Source organism: uncultured Fibrobacter sp. (assembly GCF_946062555.1).
GTDB lineage: Bacteria > Fibrobacterota > Fibrobacteria > Fibrobacterales > Fibrobacteraceae > Fibrobacter.
On record NZ_CAMGVQ010000027.1, the window covers coordinates 1 to 18,686 of the forward strand.

11 protein-coding genes are annotated in these 18,686 nt (G+C 50.0%); 2 read left to right on the plus strand and 9 right to left on the minus strand.

Annotated features, from left to right (window positions below):
- Positions 1-31: 31 nt before the first annotated feature.
- From Q0P86_RS09415 to Q0P86_RS09435, 5 genes are all read right to left on the minus strand, one after another.
- Positions 32-943, minus strand: coding sequence for a hypothetical protein (locus Q0P86_RS09415; RefSeq protein WP_295039001.1), 912 nt, complete (start codon positions 941-943; stop codon positions 32-34).
- A 114-nt stretch (positions 944-1,057) separates the two neighbouring features.
- Positions 1,058-4,273 (minus strand): type ISP restriction/modification enzyme, encoded by a 3,216-nt coding sequence (locus tag Q0P86_RS09420; protein ID WP_295039003.1) that lies wholly within the window; start codon positions 4,271-4,273, stop codon positions 1,058-1,060.
- A gap of 361 nt (positions 4,274-4,634) precedes the next feature.
- Entirely contained in the window at positions 4,635-6,029 is a 1,395-nt protein-coding gene (locus Q0P86_RS09425; RefSeq protein WP_295039005.1) for a hypothetical protein, read from the minus strand.
- Between the two features lie 119 nt (positions 6,030-6,148).
- A complete protein-coding gene (locus Q0P86_RS09430; protein ID WP_290993849.1) occupies positions 6,149-6,580 on the minus strand; it encodes a hypothetical protein in 432 nt (143 codons plus the stop codon).
- A 49-nt stretch (positions 6,581-6,629) separates the two neighbouring features.
- Entirely contained in the window at positions 6,630-7,283 is a 654-nt protein-coding gene (locus tag Q0P86_RS09435; RefSeq protein WP_290993847.1) for an SIMPL domain-containing protein, read from the minus strand.
- A gap of 213 nt (positions 7,284-7,496) precedes the next feature.
- Between Q0P86_RS09435 and Q0P86_RS09440 the strand changes: the two genes are divergently transcribed.
- Positions 7,497-8,306 (plus strand): KilA-N domain-containing protein, encoded by an 810-nt coding sequence (locus tag Q0P86_RS09440; RefSeq protein ID WP_072798892.1) that lies wholly within the window; start codon positions 7,497-7,499, stop codon positions 8,304-8,306.
- Between the two features lie 275 nt (positions 8,307-8,581).
- Here Q0P86_RS09440 and Q0P86_RS09445 read toward each other — a convergent pair whose 3' ends face one another.
- The 4 genes from Q0P86_RS09445 to Q0P86_RS09460 all read right to left on the minus strand — a co-directional run bounded on the left by Q0P86_RS09445 (position 8,582) and on the right by Q0P86_RS09460 (position 17,258).
- Positions 8,582-11,404: a T9SS type A sorting domain-containing protein gene (locus tag Q0P86_RS09445; protein ID WP_295039009.1), complete on the minus strand. Its 2,823-nt coding sequence runs from the start codon at positions 11,402-11,404 to the stop codon at positions 8,582-8,584.
- A gap of 92 nt (positions 11,405-11,496) precedes the next feature.
- Complete coding sequence (locus Q0P86_RS09450; RefSeq protein ID WP_295039043.1) at positions 11,497-13,734, minus strand: family 43 glycosylhydrolase; 2,238 nt, start codon at positions 13,732-13,734, stop codon at positions 11,497-11,499.
- A gap of 20 nt (positions 13,735-13,754) precedes the next feature.
- The gene (locus tag Q0P86_RS09455) at positions 13,755-15,413 is read right to left on the minus strand and encodes a right-handed parallel beta-helix repeat-containing protein (protein ID WP_295039011.1); all 1,659 of its coding nucleotides are present in this window, start codon (positions 15,411-15,413) and stop codon (positions 13,755-13,757) included.
- Between the two features lie 15 nt (positions 15,414-15,428).
- The gene (locus Q0P86_RS09460) at positions 15,429-17,258 is read right to left on the minus strand and encodes a glycosyl hydrolase 53 family protein (protein WP_294112199.1); all 1,830 of its coding nucleotides are present in this window, start codon (positions 17,256-17,258) and stop codon (positions 15,429-15,431) included.
- Between the two features lie 360 nt (positions 17,259-17,618).
- Here Q0P86_RS09460 and Q0P86_RS09465 point away from each other — a divergent pair, with 360 nt between their 5' ends.
- Positions 17,619-18,434 (plus strand): Rpn family recombination-promoting nuclease/putative transposase, encoded by an 816-nt coding sequence (locus tag Q0P86_RS09465; protein WP_295039013.1) that lies wholly within the window; start codon positions 17,619-17,621, stop codon positions 18,432-18,434.
- The last annotated feature ends 252 nt before the right edge of the window (positions 18,435-18,686 follow it).

Sequence of the window (18,686 nt, forward strand, 5' to 3'; positions counted from 1 at the left end):
CTGAAAGTCGCTGCACTGAAAGTGCAGGGTTTTAACCATTTTTTGGACAATAAATACTCGAAGGCCCGCCGTTCAGTTTTCCGTCGCGATCCGTATCAATCATGTTGCCGCTCGCATAGATACTCTGGTTCTTGTCTACCTGGAACCACGGGTTACTTCCCTTCGGGCCATAGACAAAGTAATTGTTCACGATATCGTGATTGAAGTGCGTGCTCGTATGTGTCGTGTAGCCTGCCTCGAAGTTGTAGAGGATGTTGTTCACGAACACGTCATTAATCTTGTCGAGCGGGTTTCGGTTGTGCGTGTTCACGAAGGCATTGTAGTACCAAGCCCAAGTTCCGTCCACCGATTCGATATGCGCACCGAACTGTTGCCCGATGGGGTTTGCAATCAGCGAGTTCTGCACCGTTACGCCCGTCACGCGGTAGCTTGCATTGTCCGAAGAACCGCCGAAGTTATTCCATGGCGCAAGTTCCACCGAGCAGTGGTCCACGATTACGTTCTTCGCATCGTAAAGGTTCAGCGCGTCATCCTTCTCGGACGCGGTATTTTCGCCCGGACGGATTCGCAGGTAGCGGATAATGATATTACTCTGCTTGCCGGTACTGAGCTTGCCGCCGTGAATGGCGATTCCCTCGCCCGGAGCCGTCTGCCCCGCGATGGTAATGTTACTCTTGATGGAAACTGCCGTCTTGATATTGATGATGCCACCCACGTCAAAGACCACAATGCGGTTGCCCTGGCTTACCGCATCGCGGAAAGAACCCGCACCGTCATCGTTCAGGTTCGTCACGTGGTAAACGCTGCCGCCACGACCACCCGTGACCTGCGCGCCAAAACCCAGCGCCTCCGGAAAAGCCAGCGGCTCGGCACCTGCCCCGATAAAACCAAACACTGTTAGGCAAAGCGCCGAAACTGCCGTTTTTGTACCAAACATTCCCATAATCGACATCCTTTACGGGTCCGCACCACCGAACCCGACAAGTACAATATATTTTCTTTTTACGTCAAAAGAAAGATTCTTCCCTAATAACGGTTGTCTATGGACAACACACATTTATCTTGCCGTTTCATCAAGATTCTGCATCAATTTGTGGGTCTCAATAAGGATGGCGATGATCTTGCGGTAATGCGAGATATCGTCGAAGGTAAGTGTGCGGTTCTTGCGGTCCTTAAGCCACTTTTGAGCGGGTTGGTAGCCGCCGATGTAGAAATTCCAGGCTAGTTCAGGGACGTTGCCGAAATACTGTGTCTTGTTGATGTAGACTTTTTCCTTTTCAAAACGAATTTCACTTACAACATTGTCGCCTTCGATGTCAAAGGAGGTTGCCTGCGGAGGAATTTCTTCCATCAGGTGCAATTTGCGGAGTTTATTGCCGATGGAGACGATGCGTTCGAAATCTTCCTTGTTTTCGGGATACGGAATTCGCGGAAAATCAATTTTCAGGAATTCCTTGTATTTTTCACGATAGGACGGTGTATGGAGAACGCCGTAGATGTAATCAAAGATTTGTTCAGGAGTTGTAATATGCGAATTGTCATTCTGAGCGTAGTTCCCTGAGCTTGCCGAAGGGAACGGAGTCGAAGAATCTAGGCATGCGTCGATCTTGTGCCAAATTTTTTCGTCTAGGTTGGGCTTGCGAGTTTCACCGAGTTTTTCTTCACCTTCTGTTGGATAAAGGTAGAGAGGGAATAAATCTCCTGCACCAAGTTTCCCCGCACTTGCAATCAAGTTATGATCTCCGATTGTATTTGTGCAAAAAACATATTTCCAATCGCTAGAACATTGTCTCGGAACAACCAAAGCTACATTCGCTTTACGCAGGTGTTGCATTACATTAAATGCAGCTCGTGATACCAATTTTTCATCATAATAGATGTAATAGAAATCTAATACTCTATACTCTGCTTTTTGAATCTTAGAATTATCAAATTTACAGCATTTAATTTTGTCTGTAATTTTATAAGAGGAGGAATCAACAACATTATATAGCTCTATAAAATTCTTTTCTAATTGTTTTCCTGACAAAAGACTACTTATTCTTTCTATAAGACAGTCTTTATCACAATCATAAAACAACAAATCTCTATCAGTTTTTACACCAGAATTTCGGACTTTCATCAAATCGTCAACTTTGAATCCCTTTTCATATTCTTCCTGCACTGAAAAATCTTTAGGTACAAAGAAATACTGTGGTGCTTGCGGAGTGAGTTCATACCAAGGAATATCGCTAAACGATGTTTTAGCAAGAAATGCGTATTTTTCAAAACGTTTACCGAAGAGTTCATAATGGTAAACGCGAGCTAGAGATCCTTCGACTTCGCCCTTACGGGCTTCGCTCAGGATGACACTTTGTTTTTTCTTAACAAAGATGTTGATGCTTACGCCTTGCATGATGTCAAAAACATTTTCGTCTTTGCCACCATCAGGCGTGGTTTCTTTTTTTCTTGTATTTCCATGTAAATCAAGAATGTAAATTTCATCAAATGTTTCCATTAACGCTTTGCGCATTTGACGATGCGTTATTCCGTCAATAAAACTATTGTTTGAAATATATGCAAGAACTCCTTCGCCATTTTTTTCTACATAATAATGTCCGAGACGAATAAATTTGATATAATCATCATCTAGATTTAATTTTTTCTCATTCAGATTTCTCTTATAATCATCCAATAGCCCCTGAATCCAAGCGCTTTTATTGCTACTGCTTACGCTGTACGGTGGATTTCCAATCATCACCATTACGGGTGTATCGCGCTTGACAAGGTTTGCCTCGTTTGCTTCTTGCGCAAGCCATTGGGCAAACAATGTTCCCGTGTCGTGGTCACATTCTTCGAGGGAATTGGTAAGGAATATGCGGAGTCGCTTGTCCTGTTTTGCCTTGTAACCCGTCTGCGCCAGCACCATGTCCAATTTCAAGTGGGCAACGGCGTATGGAGCCATCATGAATTCAAAACCGTTCAGGCGCGGGAGCAGATGTTCTTCCACATAGTTTTGCCAAGCACCTTTCTGGTTCTCCATTCCAGAATATATCTTGCGGACCACTTCGGCAAGGAATGTTCCCGTTCCAGTTGCAGGGTCGAGGATTTGAACTTTATGGTATTCTCGCGTTTCGTATTTCTTGTGGTCTTTGGTGCGGTTGTCCGTGTATAGGTTCGACGTTTGACGAATCGTCACCTTGCTCGTGTCGGCAAGACCATCACTCAAATTGAAGCGGGTTTTCAGAATTTCGTCAACGGCATTGACGATAAAGTGAACAACAGGTTCGGGCGTGTAATAAACACCGCAGGCCTTTTTCTGCTTGGGGTCGTAATAGCGCAGAAAATCTTCGTAGAAGTGAATCATCGGATCGGCTTGACCCGTAGCCTTTCCAAAATTCTTCATGACCTTCGGCATGTCCGTCACTCGGAATGTTTCTGCCAGGTCATCTACAATCCATGCGATGCTTGTGTCGACATCGAATGCGGCGACATTCTGGAAAACCTTGCGCAAGAACGGATTAGTCTTGGGAATGAGCGCGGCTGCTTCTTCTCGACTGAATGTGTCGGGAGTATCGTCATGGAGCCTTGCCGCAAACATTCCGTAGCAGATTGTCTGCGCATAAATATCGGCAAATTGCCGTTCCGTCAAATCGTGGATCAACACCTTCTGGAAAGACTTCCATTGTCCCGCCAGTTCGCCCGTTTTTTCGCTATCGGTTTCAAGTGTTTTTTCGATCACTTCGGCAAGAAGGCGCGCCTTGGCGGCCATCATCTGCGCCAGTTTCGTAGAACTGGTAATCTTCTGCGGCATTGATTCCGCGAGATGAGCCACCATTTCCAAAAACATCGGAATGTTGGCGTCTAATACCGCAATCTTGTTTCCCCTGATTTCTGCGATGCGGATGCTATTGATAAATTCGCTGTTTTCATAAAGATGAAAATCAAGGTAATCCGTGAAAAGGATATGGTCCAGTGAGTTCTTGTAGCGGTTGAACTGTTCCTTGTGCTGGCGGTTTCCATCCAGGTCGCTATCGCCAATGTCCTTTGCCTCTACGAAGGCAACGGGAATCGATGTTGCGCCTTTCCCTTTCGCGATAATGTAGTCCGGAGCTCCGCACTGGATGCGACTGGGTTCGTTGGTGATGGTGAATTTGGGGAGCAAGTCGCCAAGGAGTTTCGCGAGTGCCGGGCGGTAGCTGTGCTCTGTCGCCTTGCCCGTAGAAAATTGCTTGGAAACCTCGTCGATGTATTGTGCGACGGCTTGAATCTTGCTCTTGTCCAAATCGGCCATGGTGGCTCCAGCGTTGCGAGAGCCGTTCCTTATTAAGCCACGATTTCCACAAATAAAAAAGGCGTGGAGTCGCAGTGCCTATCTAGTCTGCGGGCTACCACACCCTTCTACACAACAAGCACAAACGACCCACGCCCCAATAGGGACGTGAGCGTTCGTCTTATCCTCGTGTAGATTGAAAGTGGTAGTTTCAGACTAGAGAATAAGAGACGAATCTCAAAATTTCCGGTCGCTCCGAACCATTCGGTACGGGGCTATTTTCAACTGCAATATAGATTATTGGAATGGCAATTATTGCAAAAACCGACCCTAGGGGGCCGGTTAACGCAAATATAAGGCTTAGCCGAAACAGCCCTACGGGCTACAAGAGACTTTTTATTTCTTCGACAATCTGATTGGGCTCAGAATCGATGTTCACAAACCGGATATTCCGTCTTTGGATCTCGGCCGCATCGCATTTAGATTCCACACCGACACGGCAAATCGCTATATCCCTATAAGGAATGTAGATGGGAATAACTTCACCATTCGCAAACAGCGGCCTTGCTTCTAGGAACATCTTTAACTGAGGAAGATACCCCTTTAAGTACTCAAAAAGTCGTTCGTGACGCTCTATTTCCCATGAGTCACCGTTTGATTTCATTTCAATAGCCATCTTTTCGGCATCTTGGCAAACAGAAACTATTGTTTTACAGACAGGCTCCGCCGAAGCGTCAAACAGATTGTAAACTTTCGACTCGCATACGACACCAGGCAAGCCCAAATAGCACTGAACCGCATTTATATGTTCTGCCTTCGGAAGTTTCTTGAGCAGATTGTACCAGCCCTTCGCATTGTCATATTCAGAGAACTTTTGATAAAGGCAGAACTTGTATAGGGCATAGTTATCGCGAATGAACTTGGAATAATAACCGCCCGTAGCCATTATGATATCCATCGGATGAAGCGGAATATTTTCGCGCATGGCGACACCCACCCGCGATTCACTTTCTAATGAACAATGTCCATAGACACGTTGCATTTCTGACCAGTCCAAATAGCACTTGACATCACCACGTTCAAGGGCCAAATCCTCAATATAAGGCCCACACGATATGAAGAACGTTTCCTCCGTATAGTAGCGTTCACAAAGACGCATGAGAATCCCTTTTAAGGACTCGAATGCCGCCGATTGTCTTTTGGCAAGAAGTTCCTGAACATAAACCCACAGGTAGTTTACATTTTCTTCGATATCAATGTATTCTTCCTTATCCCAAATCGCCTTGGCCTGGTGGTAAAAAGCCTTTTCTTCGGGCAACATGGCACTTTCCGGCGTATGCGGCAAGGATATAGGGACTTTGTCTTTTACAAGACTTTTCCTTATCTTGTAAACCCGATCATCCATTATCGCGAGCAAATCACGATAGGCCTTATGGGCTTTCTTGAATTTTGGGGTTGCCTTTTTCCAAAAAGTATTTTCAAATTCGACTTGTTCTTCTGCGGAGAGTCTATCTGTATAAGGAATTCCGTGTAAATCTATAATTTCATATGTAAACCCTCTTACATTCCACAAATATTCGTATAGCGCATCTGTTTTAACCTTAAGTTCCGAGTCATTCTGAACAAGATCATTAACAACATCTCGGCCATCGTTAAAGTATCGTTCCATATTATTGATGCGTTCTTCCATTGCCAAATCGAACTGATACAAATCAATGACACAATCTGAAATCTGATAAAGAATGGCTGACCAAAGATTTTCAGGAACGCTAAGCAATTCCTTTTTTTCTCAAAGCAATATGCCAAAGAGCCCATGCACCAAACTAGGGATGCCCTATGGCGATAGAAATCTCCAAATCTATTAATGTATCGTTTGTCCATATTGACCAGCCTTGCTTAACCGTTATCGACGCTAGTATTTTTCCGTTCTTCTTTGCGTCTTTCTTTCCACATGAGCATAATGACCATAAACAATAAGCAGAAACAGTAGCAAAAGAAAAATAGCGTTCCAAAGTTTTTATCGAATCTACAGTCGAAAATCGAATTGATGGCGATAGATATTATTATAGCCTCTGCAAATGCACCTAGCGAAGCCGCCAACAGACCAGCAAACATGTCTGTAAAAATATCAGAGAAGAAACGGAGAACATAAGATATTCCGACAAACACAAAGATTGAAACTCCCATATACACACAATCGAAATCAAGGCAGAAATTTTCTACAAACAGCACAGCAATAAGCAGGACTGCCGCCACTATAGCTATAATTCTGCTCTTTTGACTTGCCCGCATCGGCAATTTAAGATTTATGATGTTCCGATCTGACATAAGGCGCCCTTACTGCAAAAATAGGAAAGAACGCAAATTCAGTAATATACTAATCCAAATACCAGACTGTTTCAACAGTATCTCCTGCTTCAATATCATCAGGGGTATAATCAACAGATTGCGAGCCGGAACTTTCTGCTAAATCAGCCACCATGTTATAATCTTCCCGACCAACATAAACGTCAATGCTACGTCTGGAGTAATCGACACTTACGATACCGCCTAGCTTATGTCCGAGCGTCATGGCGATCACCTCGGCTTTTTCGCGGGCATCCTTGACTGCCGATTCGAGAATTTGAAGCTTGACATCGTGAGAATCTTTCCTGATAAAAGATATGTTCACTTCAAGTTCAGGCCACGCGGCCCCCAAAGTCGACATAACCTTTGATGTAAGAACACTATCCAAAGGCAACTCAATAGAGAGACTTTGATTCAAATGATATTCGACAAGCCACCGGACTTCCTTGCTAATCCATTCCCGATGTTTACTTATCGAGAAATCTGATGTCTTAAGAGATTCCTTCGGAATATTCAGTTTTTCAAGAGCATCCCTCAAACCTTTGTTACCTAGGGAGGCCTCGTTATATGCCTTTTCATAGGAATCGTGCTTGGAATCTATCGAAAAAGTGAGTCTCGTGGTGTCCGGAGAGATTTTGACAAAGCCCGTCCCCATAACTCTAATAGTTTTCTGGTTCTGATTCATGATAGCCTCCATTTGGTTATACCACAAATATATATTCACAAACTGTCATAAAATGACAATTTATATTTTTTTCAAATCTCGTTTCAAAAAAAACGAAAATCTCTTGACATTCACCCCTTGTGGAGTTATATTTATTAGTGCACGAACGTTCTAGTGCCCAAAATTTCAAACACTACGGTTTTACGCTTGTCCGTAGCAAAAAAGGAGTAAAAGATGAAACGAATAAACGTCATGAACCGTGAAATCAAAACAATGCTCGTTAACGGCGTCGATTATGTCTGCATTACTGATATTGCTCGGCAAAAGAATCCTGTGGAGCCTAAGGATGTTGTGAAAAATTGGATGAGGTCAAAAAATACAATAGAATACTTAGGTTTATGGGAAATGTTGAACAATCCCGACTTCAAAGGGGTCGAATTCGACCCCTTTTTAAAAGAAGCTGGTAGCCATTCGTTCACTATGAGCCCTTCTCGATGGATTGAAGAAACTGGTGCAATTGGACTCATTTCTAAAAATGGTGTTAACGGCGGGACATTCGCACAATATGATATCGCCGTCAAATTTGCAAGTTGGGTTTCTGTCGAATTCGAATTGTACTTGGTTAAGGAGTTCCAACGCCTCAAGGCTGCGGAACAAGCTCAATTAGGATGGTCACTACGTCGTGAACTCTCAAAAATCAACTACCATATCCATACGGACGCCATCAAGCAGAATTTGATTCCGGCAACACTTACAAAGCAACAGATGAGCATGGTTTACGCAAACGAAGCCGATGTTCTAAATGTTGCTTTATTCGGATTTACGGCTAAGGAATGGCGCGATGCACACGCCGATTTGCAGGGCAATGTCCGCGACTATGCGACGGTAAACCAGCTCATATGCCTTTCGAACATGGAATCGTTGAATTCCGTACTGATTAAGGAAGGCTTGCCGCAGCCAGAACGATTGCAAAAGCTGAACCAGATTGCGATTTCGCAGATGACAGTACTGGAATCTATCGGAGAGAACAAGCTTTTGAAATAAGAAAGAGGGTTGTCGGCTGCTATCCGCAGATTTGTGCGACAGTGTCGCACAAATTCAAAGCACCTCCAGCATCGCTTATCGCCTTGTTTTTTGGCGAAATTGTGTATATTTTTATCATAATTCTGTAAAAATACACATTTTACAGAATTTAGGAAAGAAGCCGGGCTACAAGCCTTTACTTTGTCTCCCCAAAAATGGATTTCAGCTGTTGAAATAAAAAAGCCTAGACTCGTTTGAGCCTAGGCTTTGAGGGGATACGGTATTTCTTTTGTAGTTTACTTGCGCATGACCTTGATGGTTTTGTTCAGCCGAGAGCCGTCGCGGGCCATTCCGCGGACGTTCACTATATAGACGCCCCTACCGAAGGGCTGCAGATCCACCGAAGCGGAACCGTCTGCGGTCAGCACATTCTTGCTGAGCATCGGATTTCTGCCGCTCAAGTCCGTTACACGAATTTGTGCTTTTGCGGGAATGCCGTAGAGGCGCACGATGTTATCCGCAACGGTGTAGTGGAAAATTTTCACAGGAGAGAACGTCGCAATCGAAGTCGTCGAAGAATCCGTTGCAGTCGTATCGCCCGCGACAACAGATGTCGTGTCGTTTTCGTCTTGTCCGCCCTGCGAAGCGTTCACGGCAAGTCCCTGCGTCACGCCGATGTAGCGGCTAAAGGTATCGCCCGCATTGTCCTTGAGCGTAAACTGCACATAGTCCGCACCCGCAAAGCTGTCGGCGAGTTTCACCGTCAACTTGGAACCGTTCACGGTCGCCGTCACGCCGCTCGGGGCAGACACGGTGTAGGTTCCGCCGTCGTAACCGCGGGTAAACTGCGAAAGGTCTATCACCTGGGTTTCGCCCTTCGCGAAGGTGTAGTGCGCGCGGGCCATCCATTCCAAGTAGCGTTCCAGTTCCGTCCAGCCATCGCCCAGGCGATCACTGTTCGCTTCGCTAAAGTCACCGCTCTTCGACTTCGGATTGTACCCGTACATATTTTCCCACCAGTCAGGGAGCCCGTCCAAATCGCTGTCGTAATCATCAGCCCAACTCACGCTCGGGTAAGGCTCCCAGCCCTTGATGTTCGCCGTATCCTTCACGTCGGTTTCGCGGTCGGGAATGCCCGCCATGCCACCCACGGAGCCCTTCATGCTGTAGGTTCCGTTCTTGGTCTCGTTTATCACGCGGGTATCGTGATTGTCAAGTACCGGCATGCGCTGGCCCACATCGCTCAGCACATCCTTGTAGGCGGCCTTCGCGCTCTGGACAGTCGCATACGAGGCAAAGAAGGGCTTGCTGTTCCAGGGTTCCCAATCCAGCACCTGCCCGCCGGAAAGCGAATACTCGCGACCGCAATTATCGTTGGTGCCGTCGCAGGTGAACTTGCCGCCCGCAGCCTCGAGAATATTGTTGTGGTAGTAATATGCCTGCGAGCCCTTGCCCGTACCTTCGAACTGTGCACGCAATGTATAGCCGTGCAAGGTGGTGGCGGCGCCCTCCTTGTAGTAATTGCCCACGAAGTTTACCTCGTGCGCACCGCCATCGGTCACGCGGCTCACCCAGTTATAGACAACGTTGTTAAATATGTCAAGACGACCCGCATAATAGCCGTTCCCGTCGAGGCCACCGCCCAGGCTCCAGTTGCGGCCCGCATTGTGTGCAAGCAGGTTGTGGTGGAAGCTGCCGATATCGCCGCCGATGGTCGCCGCGTACCCGTGCCCCGTTCCCGCTGCATAGTTCTGGTGATCCGCAATGTTCAGCGCTTCCGAAATCAGCGTGCGCTGCAGCGTAAGGTTCTTGCCGCCTCGGCTGCTGAAGGCTTCGTCAATCGTCCAGCTGATGCTCGCATGGTCCAGTATGCTGTGGTCGCCGCCGGTGAGCCCCATGCCGTCGTAAGTGGCACCATAACCCAGGCGCACGCGCATGAAGCGGATGACCATGTCCTTGCCCGTGAACCCGATGGGGGCGCTCTTGATGGTAATACCCTTGCCGGGAGCTGTCTGCCCTGCAATCGTCACGTAATCCTGATTGCAGACTAGGCGCGATTTCAGCTGGATCATTCCCGACACCTTGAACATGATGGTACGCGGGCCAATTTCCGCCGTGCACGCCTCGCGCAGGGAGCCTGCACCGTCGTCGTTCAGGTTCTTCACGTACACTACCTTGCCGCCGCGCCCGCCGACCGCATTGCGACCGTAACCTTCGGCACCCTCGAACGCGACGCGGCCCGGCCTGAACGACCAGACATTCCCTGCCGTAACCGTTCCGTTCGCATCGACCTCATCTACGCGCCAGTAGTATGTCTGGAGCGGAGTCGTACCGCTCACCTTATACGAACTGCCGGATTGTTCACCCTTGTAAACCGCAGTGTTCGAAGGCGTTGCCGCAAGCACAGCCGCCGAATCCGTCCCGAAATAGACGCGATGCTTTACGACCGACTTCGCCGCCGTCCACGAAAGCGTCAGCGCCCCGCTTTCGTGCGGAGCGTGATAATCCAAATCCGCAGGCGAAGGGCCAGTTGCCTGCGCCGCCGCATTGGGCACATTCAGTTCAAAACCGTTCAGGGTAACCGTGCCCGTATTCAGCTTTATCGCGGTCGAGACACCCGTACCGCCTACATTAAAAGTCACGTAGGCAATCGCCGCCTCGCCTGTCGAGAGCGCACGATTCGTGGGCTTGACCGACGCCTGCTTCGAGTTGTTCACATAGACATCGATGCTGTTGCTTACCGCCGTCCCATCGACATTGTTCAGGTACAACAAGAGACTGTGCGTCCCTGCCGCAAGATTCGAGAAGGTGAGCGTAATCGCCCCACCGCCTTCGACCATCACGCCATCGCACACAAGGCGCGCATAGCTCGGGGACTGCACCCCGGCCTTGTACCAGTTGGCCTTGAGGTTCGCGCTTCCGGCGACATTCACCTTCACGCCCGAAAGCGTCGTGTCCTTCGAAGCGACACCCGAAACCACCCAGGGCACGTAATTCGGTTCCGTAACCTCGCTCGAATTGCGGCCGCTCATGTCAAAATCGACCTTGATGACGGGCGATGCGGCAAAGGCAAGCGCCGCCGAGATGCCCAATACGCGAATAGAGTTCAAACATCCCATACAAAACTCCTTTCTGCCCACAAAAATACCCTCGGATTTGCTCCGGGGGTAGGGTAAAAGAAATTTCCAGTTGTCCGCGGACTACGGTGCTGCTACTTCGTGAATGTGGGCTGCATTGCCTTGCGGTTACCTGCACGCAGAGCGTTTACCGCACGGCCGTTCACGTAGAACCGCTTGCCCGTGCGGGCCTTGGATACTTCTGCAGGGGCAACCTTGTGCAGCACGGTCGTACCGGAGTCTGCCCGTATGAACTCAATCTTGTCGATATTCGGGGCACCGTCTTCCGTGAGCGACGCAATTTCCAAGGTGTTTACGCCGGCAGGAATCTTGAGCGTCAATTCCGCATCGTTCCACGTGGTCCATCCGCCAGTCGGCTCCAGGTCCAGCTTTTCCACCAGAACCTTGCCGTTTACCGAAATGCTTACGGGGCGGTTCGCACTCCCGCCATTCGCGAAAGTCAGCTTGACCTTGCGTTCAACGCCTTCGGGCAGGCAAAGCGCAAACGTAATCGAGGAACCCACCGCATTGTCCAGGTTCGCGTAGCCCTTGCCCGAAAAGCCTTCGTGCTTGTCCTCGAAAAGCGCCTGCTTGAACATGGTATTTTCCGCCTCATACTTAAGCGAATCCTTGCCCACGAACTTGAACGCGGCACCAAGATTCACGTCCTTGCCGAGACTTGCCACAACGTATTCCTTGTCGAGCCCGCTAGCATCTCCGCTCCAGCCTGCAAATTCCCAGCCTTCCAGAGGTGTCGCGGTAAACGTGACGTTCGAGCCCTCAGGAATTTCCGTGCCGGCAATATTCTGGGCTATCGTCCCGCCAATTCCGGCATCGAGCGCCACCTTGTAGCTTTTGCCCGACTTGATAAGTTCGATATCGTCGACAGCAATCCACTGGCTAGAAGAACCCGTGGTGCTAAACCCGATGGTTATCTTCCCGTTCGTCACGGTGATGTTTTCCACCACCTTCTTCGTCCAGTTGCCTGCTGCCGCGGCAATAGACACGTTCTGCTCGCTGCTGCCGAAATCCTTCGCGAACATCTTCGCGGAACTCTGCCCGCCACTACTCTGCACGTAGGCGCTCAGGGTGTACTTCCCGTTCGGCACCGTCAATGTCTGCGTGAGCGACTTGCTGTCCGTCAGGTAGAGCCCCCAGCGGCCCGTGCGTTTCTTGGATGTGGAATTGATGTTGTTGGCATCGGCCTTGTCCAGTTTCCAGCCCGTCAAGGTCGTCTGGCTCACGCGATCCGCCTCGAATGTCGGATTCAGGCAATAGTTGTTACCCGCGCCCACGCTCCACGTGCCTTCCTTCACGTCGATGTTCCACTCGCTCAAGGAATGGAACACGGGTTTGCCCGTCTCGAAAGAAATAGGCAGCCACTGGTTGTAACCGAGGCCATTCCCCGCGAAATCGCTCCAGCGATCACCCGCGTTCACCACGAACGAACCCTTCGAGCCCTTCACCATGACAAAAAAACCGGTCTGAGTCACGTGACTAAAGTCGTGTTGCGTTCCTTCAAGTACGAACTCTTCGCTGTAGGGGCCCAGGATGTTTGTCGCCGACATGCAATATGTCTGCGAGGTATTCCAGCCATGCAAATCAGAAGAGCAGAAGTAGTAAACGCCATTCTGCTTGAACATGGCATTCCCTTCGCGGCCACCCACACGGCTCTTGTGGATATTCACCGTTCTGGAACCGTCAATAGCCAAGAAATCCGATTCACGGAGCGGCGCTACGTACAAGTTAGTACGGCCTTTCACGTTAGAAGCAATTACGTACGCCTTGCCGTCGTCATCCTGGAAAAGCGTCTGATCGCCGGTATTGTTGTTCACGAAGAACGTCATCTCGCTTTCGGGCTGCACGCGCGCAAACTTGAACGGCCCCGTAGGGGAATCGCTGGTGGCAAAATACTCGCCGAATTCCCAGCTCGGGCTTGCCCCCTGGCCCGCGAGCACATACTTCTTGCTCTTCGCGTTGTACACGACGCCAATGCGCCCGAACCATCCACCGCCCGCTTCGCTCGGTTTCAGCACGATTCCCTCGAATTTCCAGTTGACCAAATCCTTCGAGGAATAGCAGGTGACGCCCGCAAATCCGGTATCGTCGTTTTTCTTGGTAGGGTTCGCCGCGTATGTAACGGCGCCGTTGTACTTGACTCCGTACCAATAGAACGTATCGCCCACCTGAAGCACGCCACCGCCCTGCGAATAGATAAAGTTGCCGTCCGTATCTTTCCAGAAACGGTCATTTACGATAGTCTGCGCCGTAGCCGTAGCGGCAAGGGATGCGATAAGCAATCCCCCGGCCAGCACCGTCTTGAATAAATTCATCTTTTTCACAAGCCACCCCGTTATTTTGAATAAGTCCTGATTCTCGATGCCTTGCGGTCACCTGCACGCAGCGCATTCACCGAGCGACCGTTCACATAGAACAGGCGTCCCGGCTGCTGCATGTTCGGCCTGCGTTGCGGAAGCGGGCGCACAAACGTCGTCGAATCACCCGCAGAAACTTCCGTAGAATCCGCAATCGAATCGACCGGCGCAACCGACGTATCGACCGGAACGACAATCGGCGTTACAGCGGTATCCTTCGGCGTGGTATCGACCGGCACTATAACAGGCGACACATAGCCATATTCGTACGCACCCAAATCCGGAGCCTTGCCCTCGTACTTGAGCCCCACATTCACGCCCTTGTCAATCATCTGGCTATTTTTCGCGAGCTTCAGGAAGTCGATATCCGGAAGGCTACCGTCGGCCTGACGCGGGCCGAATGCACCACCGAGAGGCCCGAGTTCCTTGCCCGTCACAGTCATGCTCGGGTCCGACACACTCACGAAATCCGATTCCTTCGGGGTAATGTTCAGGTTCCAAGTATTGTATTCGCCCGCCGCATATTCACCGCCGATGTAGGCCGTCTTGTTCGGGAAGGCGATGTTATTCTTCATCACGTGAGCCTTGCTGCCCTTGAGCACGACGCCGTCGGTGCGGTTGTCGTTTGCATCCCAGGTACTCGCCCACATGTTGAACGCAGTACCGTTCATGTAGGCCGTATTGTTGAACCAGTCGTTACCGCCGCTGCTGTGGTTTGCGTAAAAGCCCGACGCCTTGTTTTTCCAGGCGACGCAGTTGCGGATGGTGTGACGCACACCCGTCTTGCTGCTCCCCGCCTTGAAACCGTTGCCGTTGCCGTCCTTCGGCTTGCCAGTACCGTAATTGCTGTAGCCGTGACCCATCGCCCAGCTGTTCTCGATGACTACCGGGAATTCCTGACTAATAAAGTCCCAGCCGTCGTCGCTGTTCCACCAGGCACGGCAACCGATGAACCTTGTCGTATCGCCACCAGTTTGGTAATGCACGCCAAAGCCGTCGGCATTCTGGCCGTCTCCCTGGCGCCCGTTCGGGTCGTAGTTGTCGTGACTGTCGCAGTTCAAGAACAAATGTCCGCCGCCGCTTCCCGAGCCCCTCTCGTTTACGAAGAAACCCGAACCGCCGTTGTGGTGACTATCAATCAGTTCCAAGAAGATATGCTTGCTGCGGGACACGTACACGCCCACATTCGATTCGCCCTTCATGGGAACGTTCTTGACTTCGAGCCCCTTCAAGTGCAAGTACTGCGCCTGAATGAGGATACCCGAAGTGTACCTTACGTTGTTCGAACCGTTGGCAATCGGCATTTTGCTGAAGTCAATGACTGGCTTTTCGCCTGGGTACGCGAGGTAATGAATGCGCTTGTTGTCACTTGAACCGCTCTTGGTCAGGTGAATGCCCGCGAACATGTTGTCATTTTTTACATAGTTCGTGTCCGTATGCAGGTAGGTTCCGCCGCGAATCCAGACGGTATCGCCCGCGTTCACCACGGAATTCGCCTTGTTGAGGGTTGCAAACGGACTATCCTTCGTTCCCTTGTTCGTATTCTTGCCAGCGGGGGCCACGTAGTAGGTTGCCCCGAAAGTTTCCGCAGCAGCCAAGGCAATCACGGCCGCACACAACACGCGCTTCATTTTCATAAACACCTCATCCCGTTACTTTGAATATATCTTGATTTTCGATGCACGGTTCTTCAATGCACCCGCAGAACGCCCGTTCACCAGGAAGTTCCGGCCACTGTTACGGAGCGTATTGCTACGCACGGGAATCCTCTGGAGTACCGTCGTGCCGCTGTCGCCCACCACCGAGTCGCCGGGATTGACAGGGACCACCGCGTTTTTATCCACGAACTCGATGCGGTCGATATTCGGGCCGCCATCCTTCGTGAGTGAGGCGATGGTGATGGCGCTTGCCCCCGCAGGCAACCTGAGCGTCACCGTACTCGAATCCCACGATTCCCAGGCACCCGTCGATTCGAAGTCCACCGATTCCACCTGCACCTTGCCGTTCACCGCGACACTTACCGGGCGGTTTGCCGTAGAGCCGTTCGCAAAGACTATCTTCACGTCCTTATCGCCCTCGCTTGCAGTAACCACGGAAAGCGTCACCGAAGACCCCACCTCGTTATCGAGATTCGCGTAGCCCTTGCCCGAAAAGCCCTCGTGCGTCGATTCGAGAACCGCCTTGTTGAACACGCCGTTTTCTGCTTCGTACTTGAGCGAATCCTTGCCCACGAACTTGAAGGTCGCGCCCAGGTTCACATCCTTGCCGAGACTTGCCACCGTGTATTCCTTGCCGTTACCCGTGTTGTCGCCGGTCCACGCCACGAATTCCCAGCCCTCCTGCGGAACGGCCGTAAAGGTCACCTTGCTCCCTTCAGCAATTTCACTACCCTCGATGCTCTGCGCAATCGAGCCGCCGTAAGCGACCGTCGTCTTCACGTTGTACTTCTTTACGGCCTTGCCGTTCTGCACCCAGCTTGGGAGCGTCGCGTTATATTTTTTCGCGATATCGCGAAGTTCCCTAAGGCGCGCGTTCGCCGTGTATTTCTGGCCATCGCGATCGAACATCGGTTTTTTGCTGTAACGGGTCGGCTCCCACACGAAGGTTCCCCAGCCCAAGTCGCCAAATTCATAGAACACCGAGTTCACGAGGGCCGTGCGTTCGCCCGTATATTCGCAGCTCAGCACCGCCTTCTTGTTCTTGACCACGAGCCCGAACATATCGCGCCAATCCTGCCCGTTGTTCGTGGTGCCGTAAGTGGAACCGCAAATGGCATCGTAGTCAATGTTCGCGTGAATCTTGTTGTACCAATCCGCAAAGCCCTTCTCGGGGCGCGGCTGGCCATGCTGCATCACAATCTTGATGGAAGGATCCGTCTCGCGCACCGCACGCACGCCCGAATTGATGATGTTCGCGAAGTCCGCCGTCTTGCTCAGCGAAACGCCTGCCACCTTCGAGTTGATTTCGTTGCCCACCTGCACCATGTCGGGTCGCAGTCCCGCCTTCATGAGCGCATCCATGGTCGTCTTCACGTGGTTATAGGCGAGCTTGCCCATCTCGGCATTGCTCTTGCCCGCCCAGGAAGCCGGAACATTCTGGTGGCCGATGGATGCCCACGTGTCGCTCATGTGGAAATCCAGGAAGAATCCCATGTTGTGCGCCTTGATGCGCTTGGCGAGCGCGATGGTATGTTCCAGGTCGCACCAGCACACGTTGGAATTTGCACCGGAGTAACTCTCCTTGGCGTAGCCGATGCACGAATTTACGAAGGTGCGCACGCGGATAAAGTTGATTCCGTGATTCTGCAGGATATCAAAGAGATCCTGCTGCTTGCCGTTATCGTAGTATTTTGCCCCCAAGGACTCGTCTTCGAGCACCCACGAGACATCGACACCCACGATATACGGGCGCGCAAGCGCCGCAACCGCCACGGCACCCAGAACCAGCGCCGTTTTCCTGATGATTTTTCCCAATCCAAACATCCGTCACTCCTTTGATTTTAGTTAATATTTTGTTGTACTATAAATTGTACTACAATTTTCCATAAATATAACTCTTTTTACTATAAAACGTACTATATTTTTTGAAAAAATTTAAAATCGCCGTTTTCGAGCGAAAAACGAGGGTTTTACAACCATTCAGTTATAAAATTGCAATAATAGACGTTTTTTTGTTGAAACATTACTTTTCTACAGAATCGTTTGCTATATTCTACACGACCAGTAAATAGCTGGCCAAGCTCACAAAAGAGCCGTTTTCTATATCGTATTATTTTATATGACGTAGGAACGGCTCTTTTTTTTGTTTTAACCGCGTGGCACAAGCCCACGTAAAGGAGCACAATGGATCCAAACCACGTTCCGTTCGAGGAACTGCCCATCACGAACCGCTTCATGTTCGCGCTGGTATTCAGCCGCAAGCACATCGCTAAGCCTTTCCTGGAAGCCATCCTCGGAATCAAGATTTTTGACCTGCAGGAACCGGAGCCGGAGAAATCCACCGAAACAAGCCCCTTCAACAAGGGCGTCCGCTACGACGTGTTCGTAAAGGAACAGGGACCCGATGGAGAAATAACCCGCGTTTTTGATATCGAAATGCAAATGGAGGACACTCACGATCTTCCGAAACGAACCCGATACTACCAGGCATTGTGCGATTCCGAAGCGCTGAACAAGGGCGAATCTTACCGCAACCTCAAGGAACAGTACATCATCTTCATCTGCCCCGACGATATTTTCAAGCAGGGTCGTGCCGTCTACACGTTCAAGAATCTGGAAAAAGGGCATCCCGAACACGAACTGGGTGACCTCTGTTACAAAAATTTTTATATATTCAATAAGTACAGGGATGTCGCCGAGCAGTCGGTCAAGGAGTATCTTGAATACTTTGCGACCAACAAGGCAACATCCAAGGGAACAAAGAACATCGAACTTCAGCGGCAATGGTATCTGTCGGACAACGAAACGAGGAAGCGCTATATGACTTGGCAACAGGAATTGGATGACTTGGTGTACGATGAGCGCCAGCGCACTAAAGCAGCCGAAAAGCGCGCCAGCGAGGCTGAATCCCGTGCTGACGAGGCGGAAACTCGTGCTGACGAAGAAAAGTCTCGTGCCGACAAGTACGAGAAGATTCTCAAGGAACACGGGCTTCTTTAAGTAAGCCCTTTTCAAGAAAATAAGCCCAAAGCCGGTCCGCAGGGGCCGGTTTTCACGGTTTTAGGTCGCTTTTTTGGAACAAAAACGGCAAGTGTCATCTTTTGCCATTCCAAAAATCTATATTTCAAGGCAAATAGAGTTTTCTCTTGTTCTCTATCTGAAACTTCGACACTTTCATACACAGGGAATAAGACGGACGCTCACGTCTGCGACCGGCGCAAGCCTGCCGCATCGTTTTGGTACATGCATATT

Coding starts and splice junctions, on each gene's coding strand:
- Q0P86_RS09420 (WP_295039003.1), bottom strand. CDS start 4,273: ATGGCCGATTTGGACAAGAGCAAGATTCAAGCCGTCGCACAATACATC.
- Q0P86_RS09445 (WP_295039009.1), bottom strand. CDS start 11,404: ATGGGATGTTTGAACTCTATTCGCGTATTGGGCATCTCGGCGGCGCTT.
- Q0P86_RS09455 (WP_295039011.1), bottom strand. CDS start 15,413: ATGAAAATGAAGCGCGTGTTGTGTGCGGCCGTGATTGCCTTGGCTGCT.
- Q0P86_RS09450 (WP_295039043.1), bottom strand. CDS start 13,734: ATGAATTTATTCAAGACGGTGCTGGCCGGGGGATTGCTTATCGCATCC.
- Q0P86_RS09430 (WP_290993849.1), bottom strand. CDS start 6,580: ATGTCAGATCGGAACATCATAAATCTTAAATTGCCGATGCGGGCAAGT.
- Q0P86_RS09460 (WP_294112199.1), bottom strand. CDS start 17,258: ATGTTTGGATTGGGAAAAATCATCAGGAAAACGGCGCTGGTTCTGGGT.
- Q0P86_RS09440 (WP_072798892.1), top strand. CDS start 7,497: ATGAAACGAATAAACGTCATGAACCGTGAAATCAAAACAATGCTCGTT.
- Q0P86_RS09465 (WP_295039013.1), top strand. CDS start 17,619: ATGGATCCAAACCACGTTCCGTTCGAGGAACTGCCCATCACGAACCGC.
- Q0P86_RS09435 (WP_290993847.1), bottom strand. CDS start 7,283: ATGAATCAGAACCAGAAAACTATTAGAGTTATGGGGACGGGCTTTGTC.
- Q0P86_RS09415 (WP_295039001.1), bottom strand. CDS start 943: ATGGGAATGTTTGGTACAAAAACGGCAGTTTCGGCGCTTTGCCTAACA.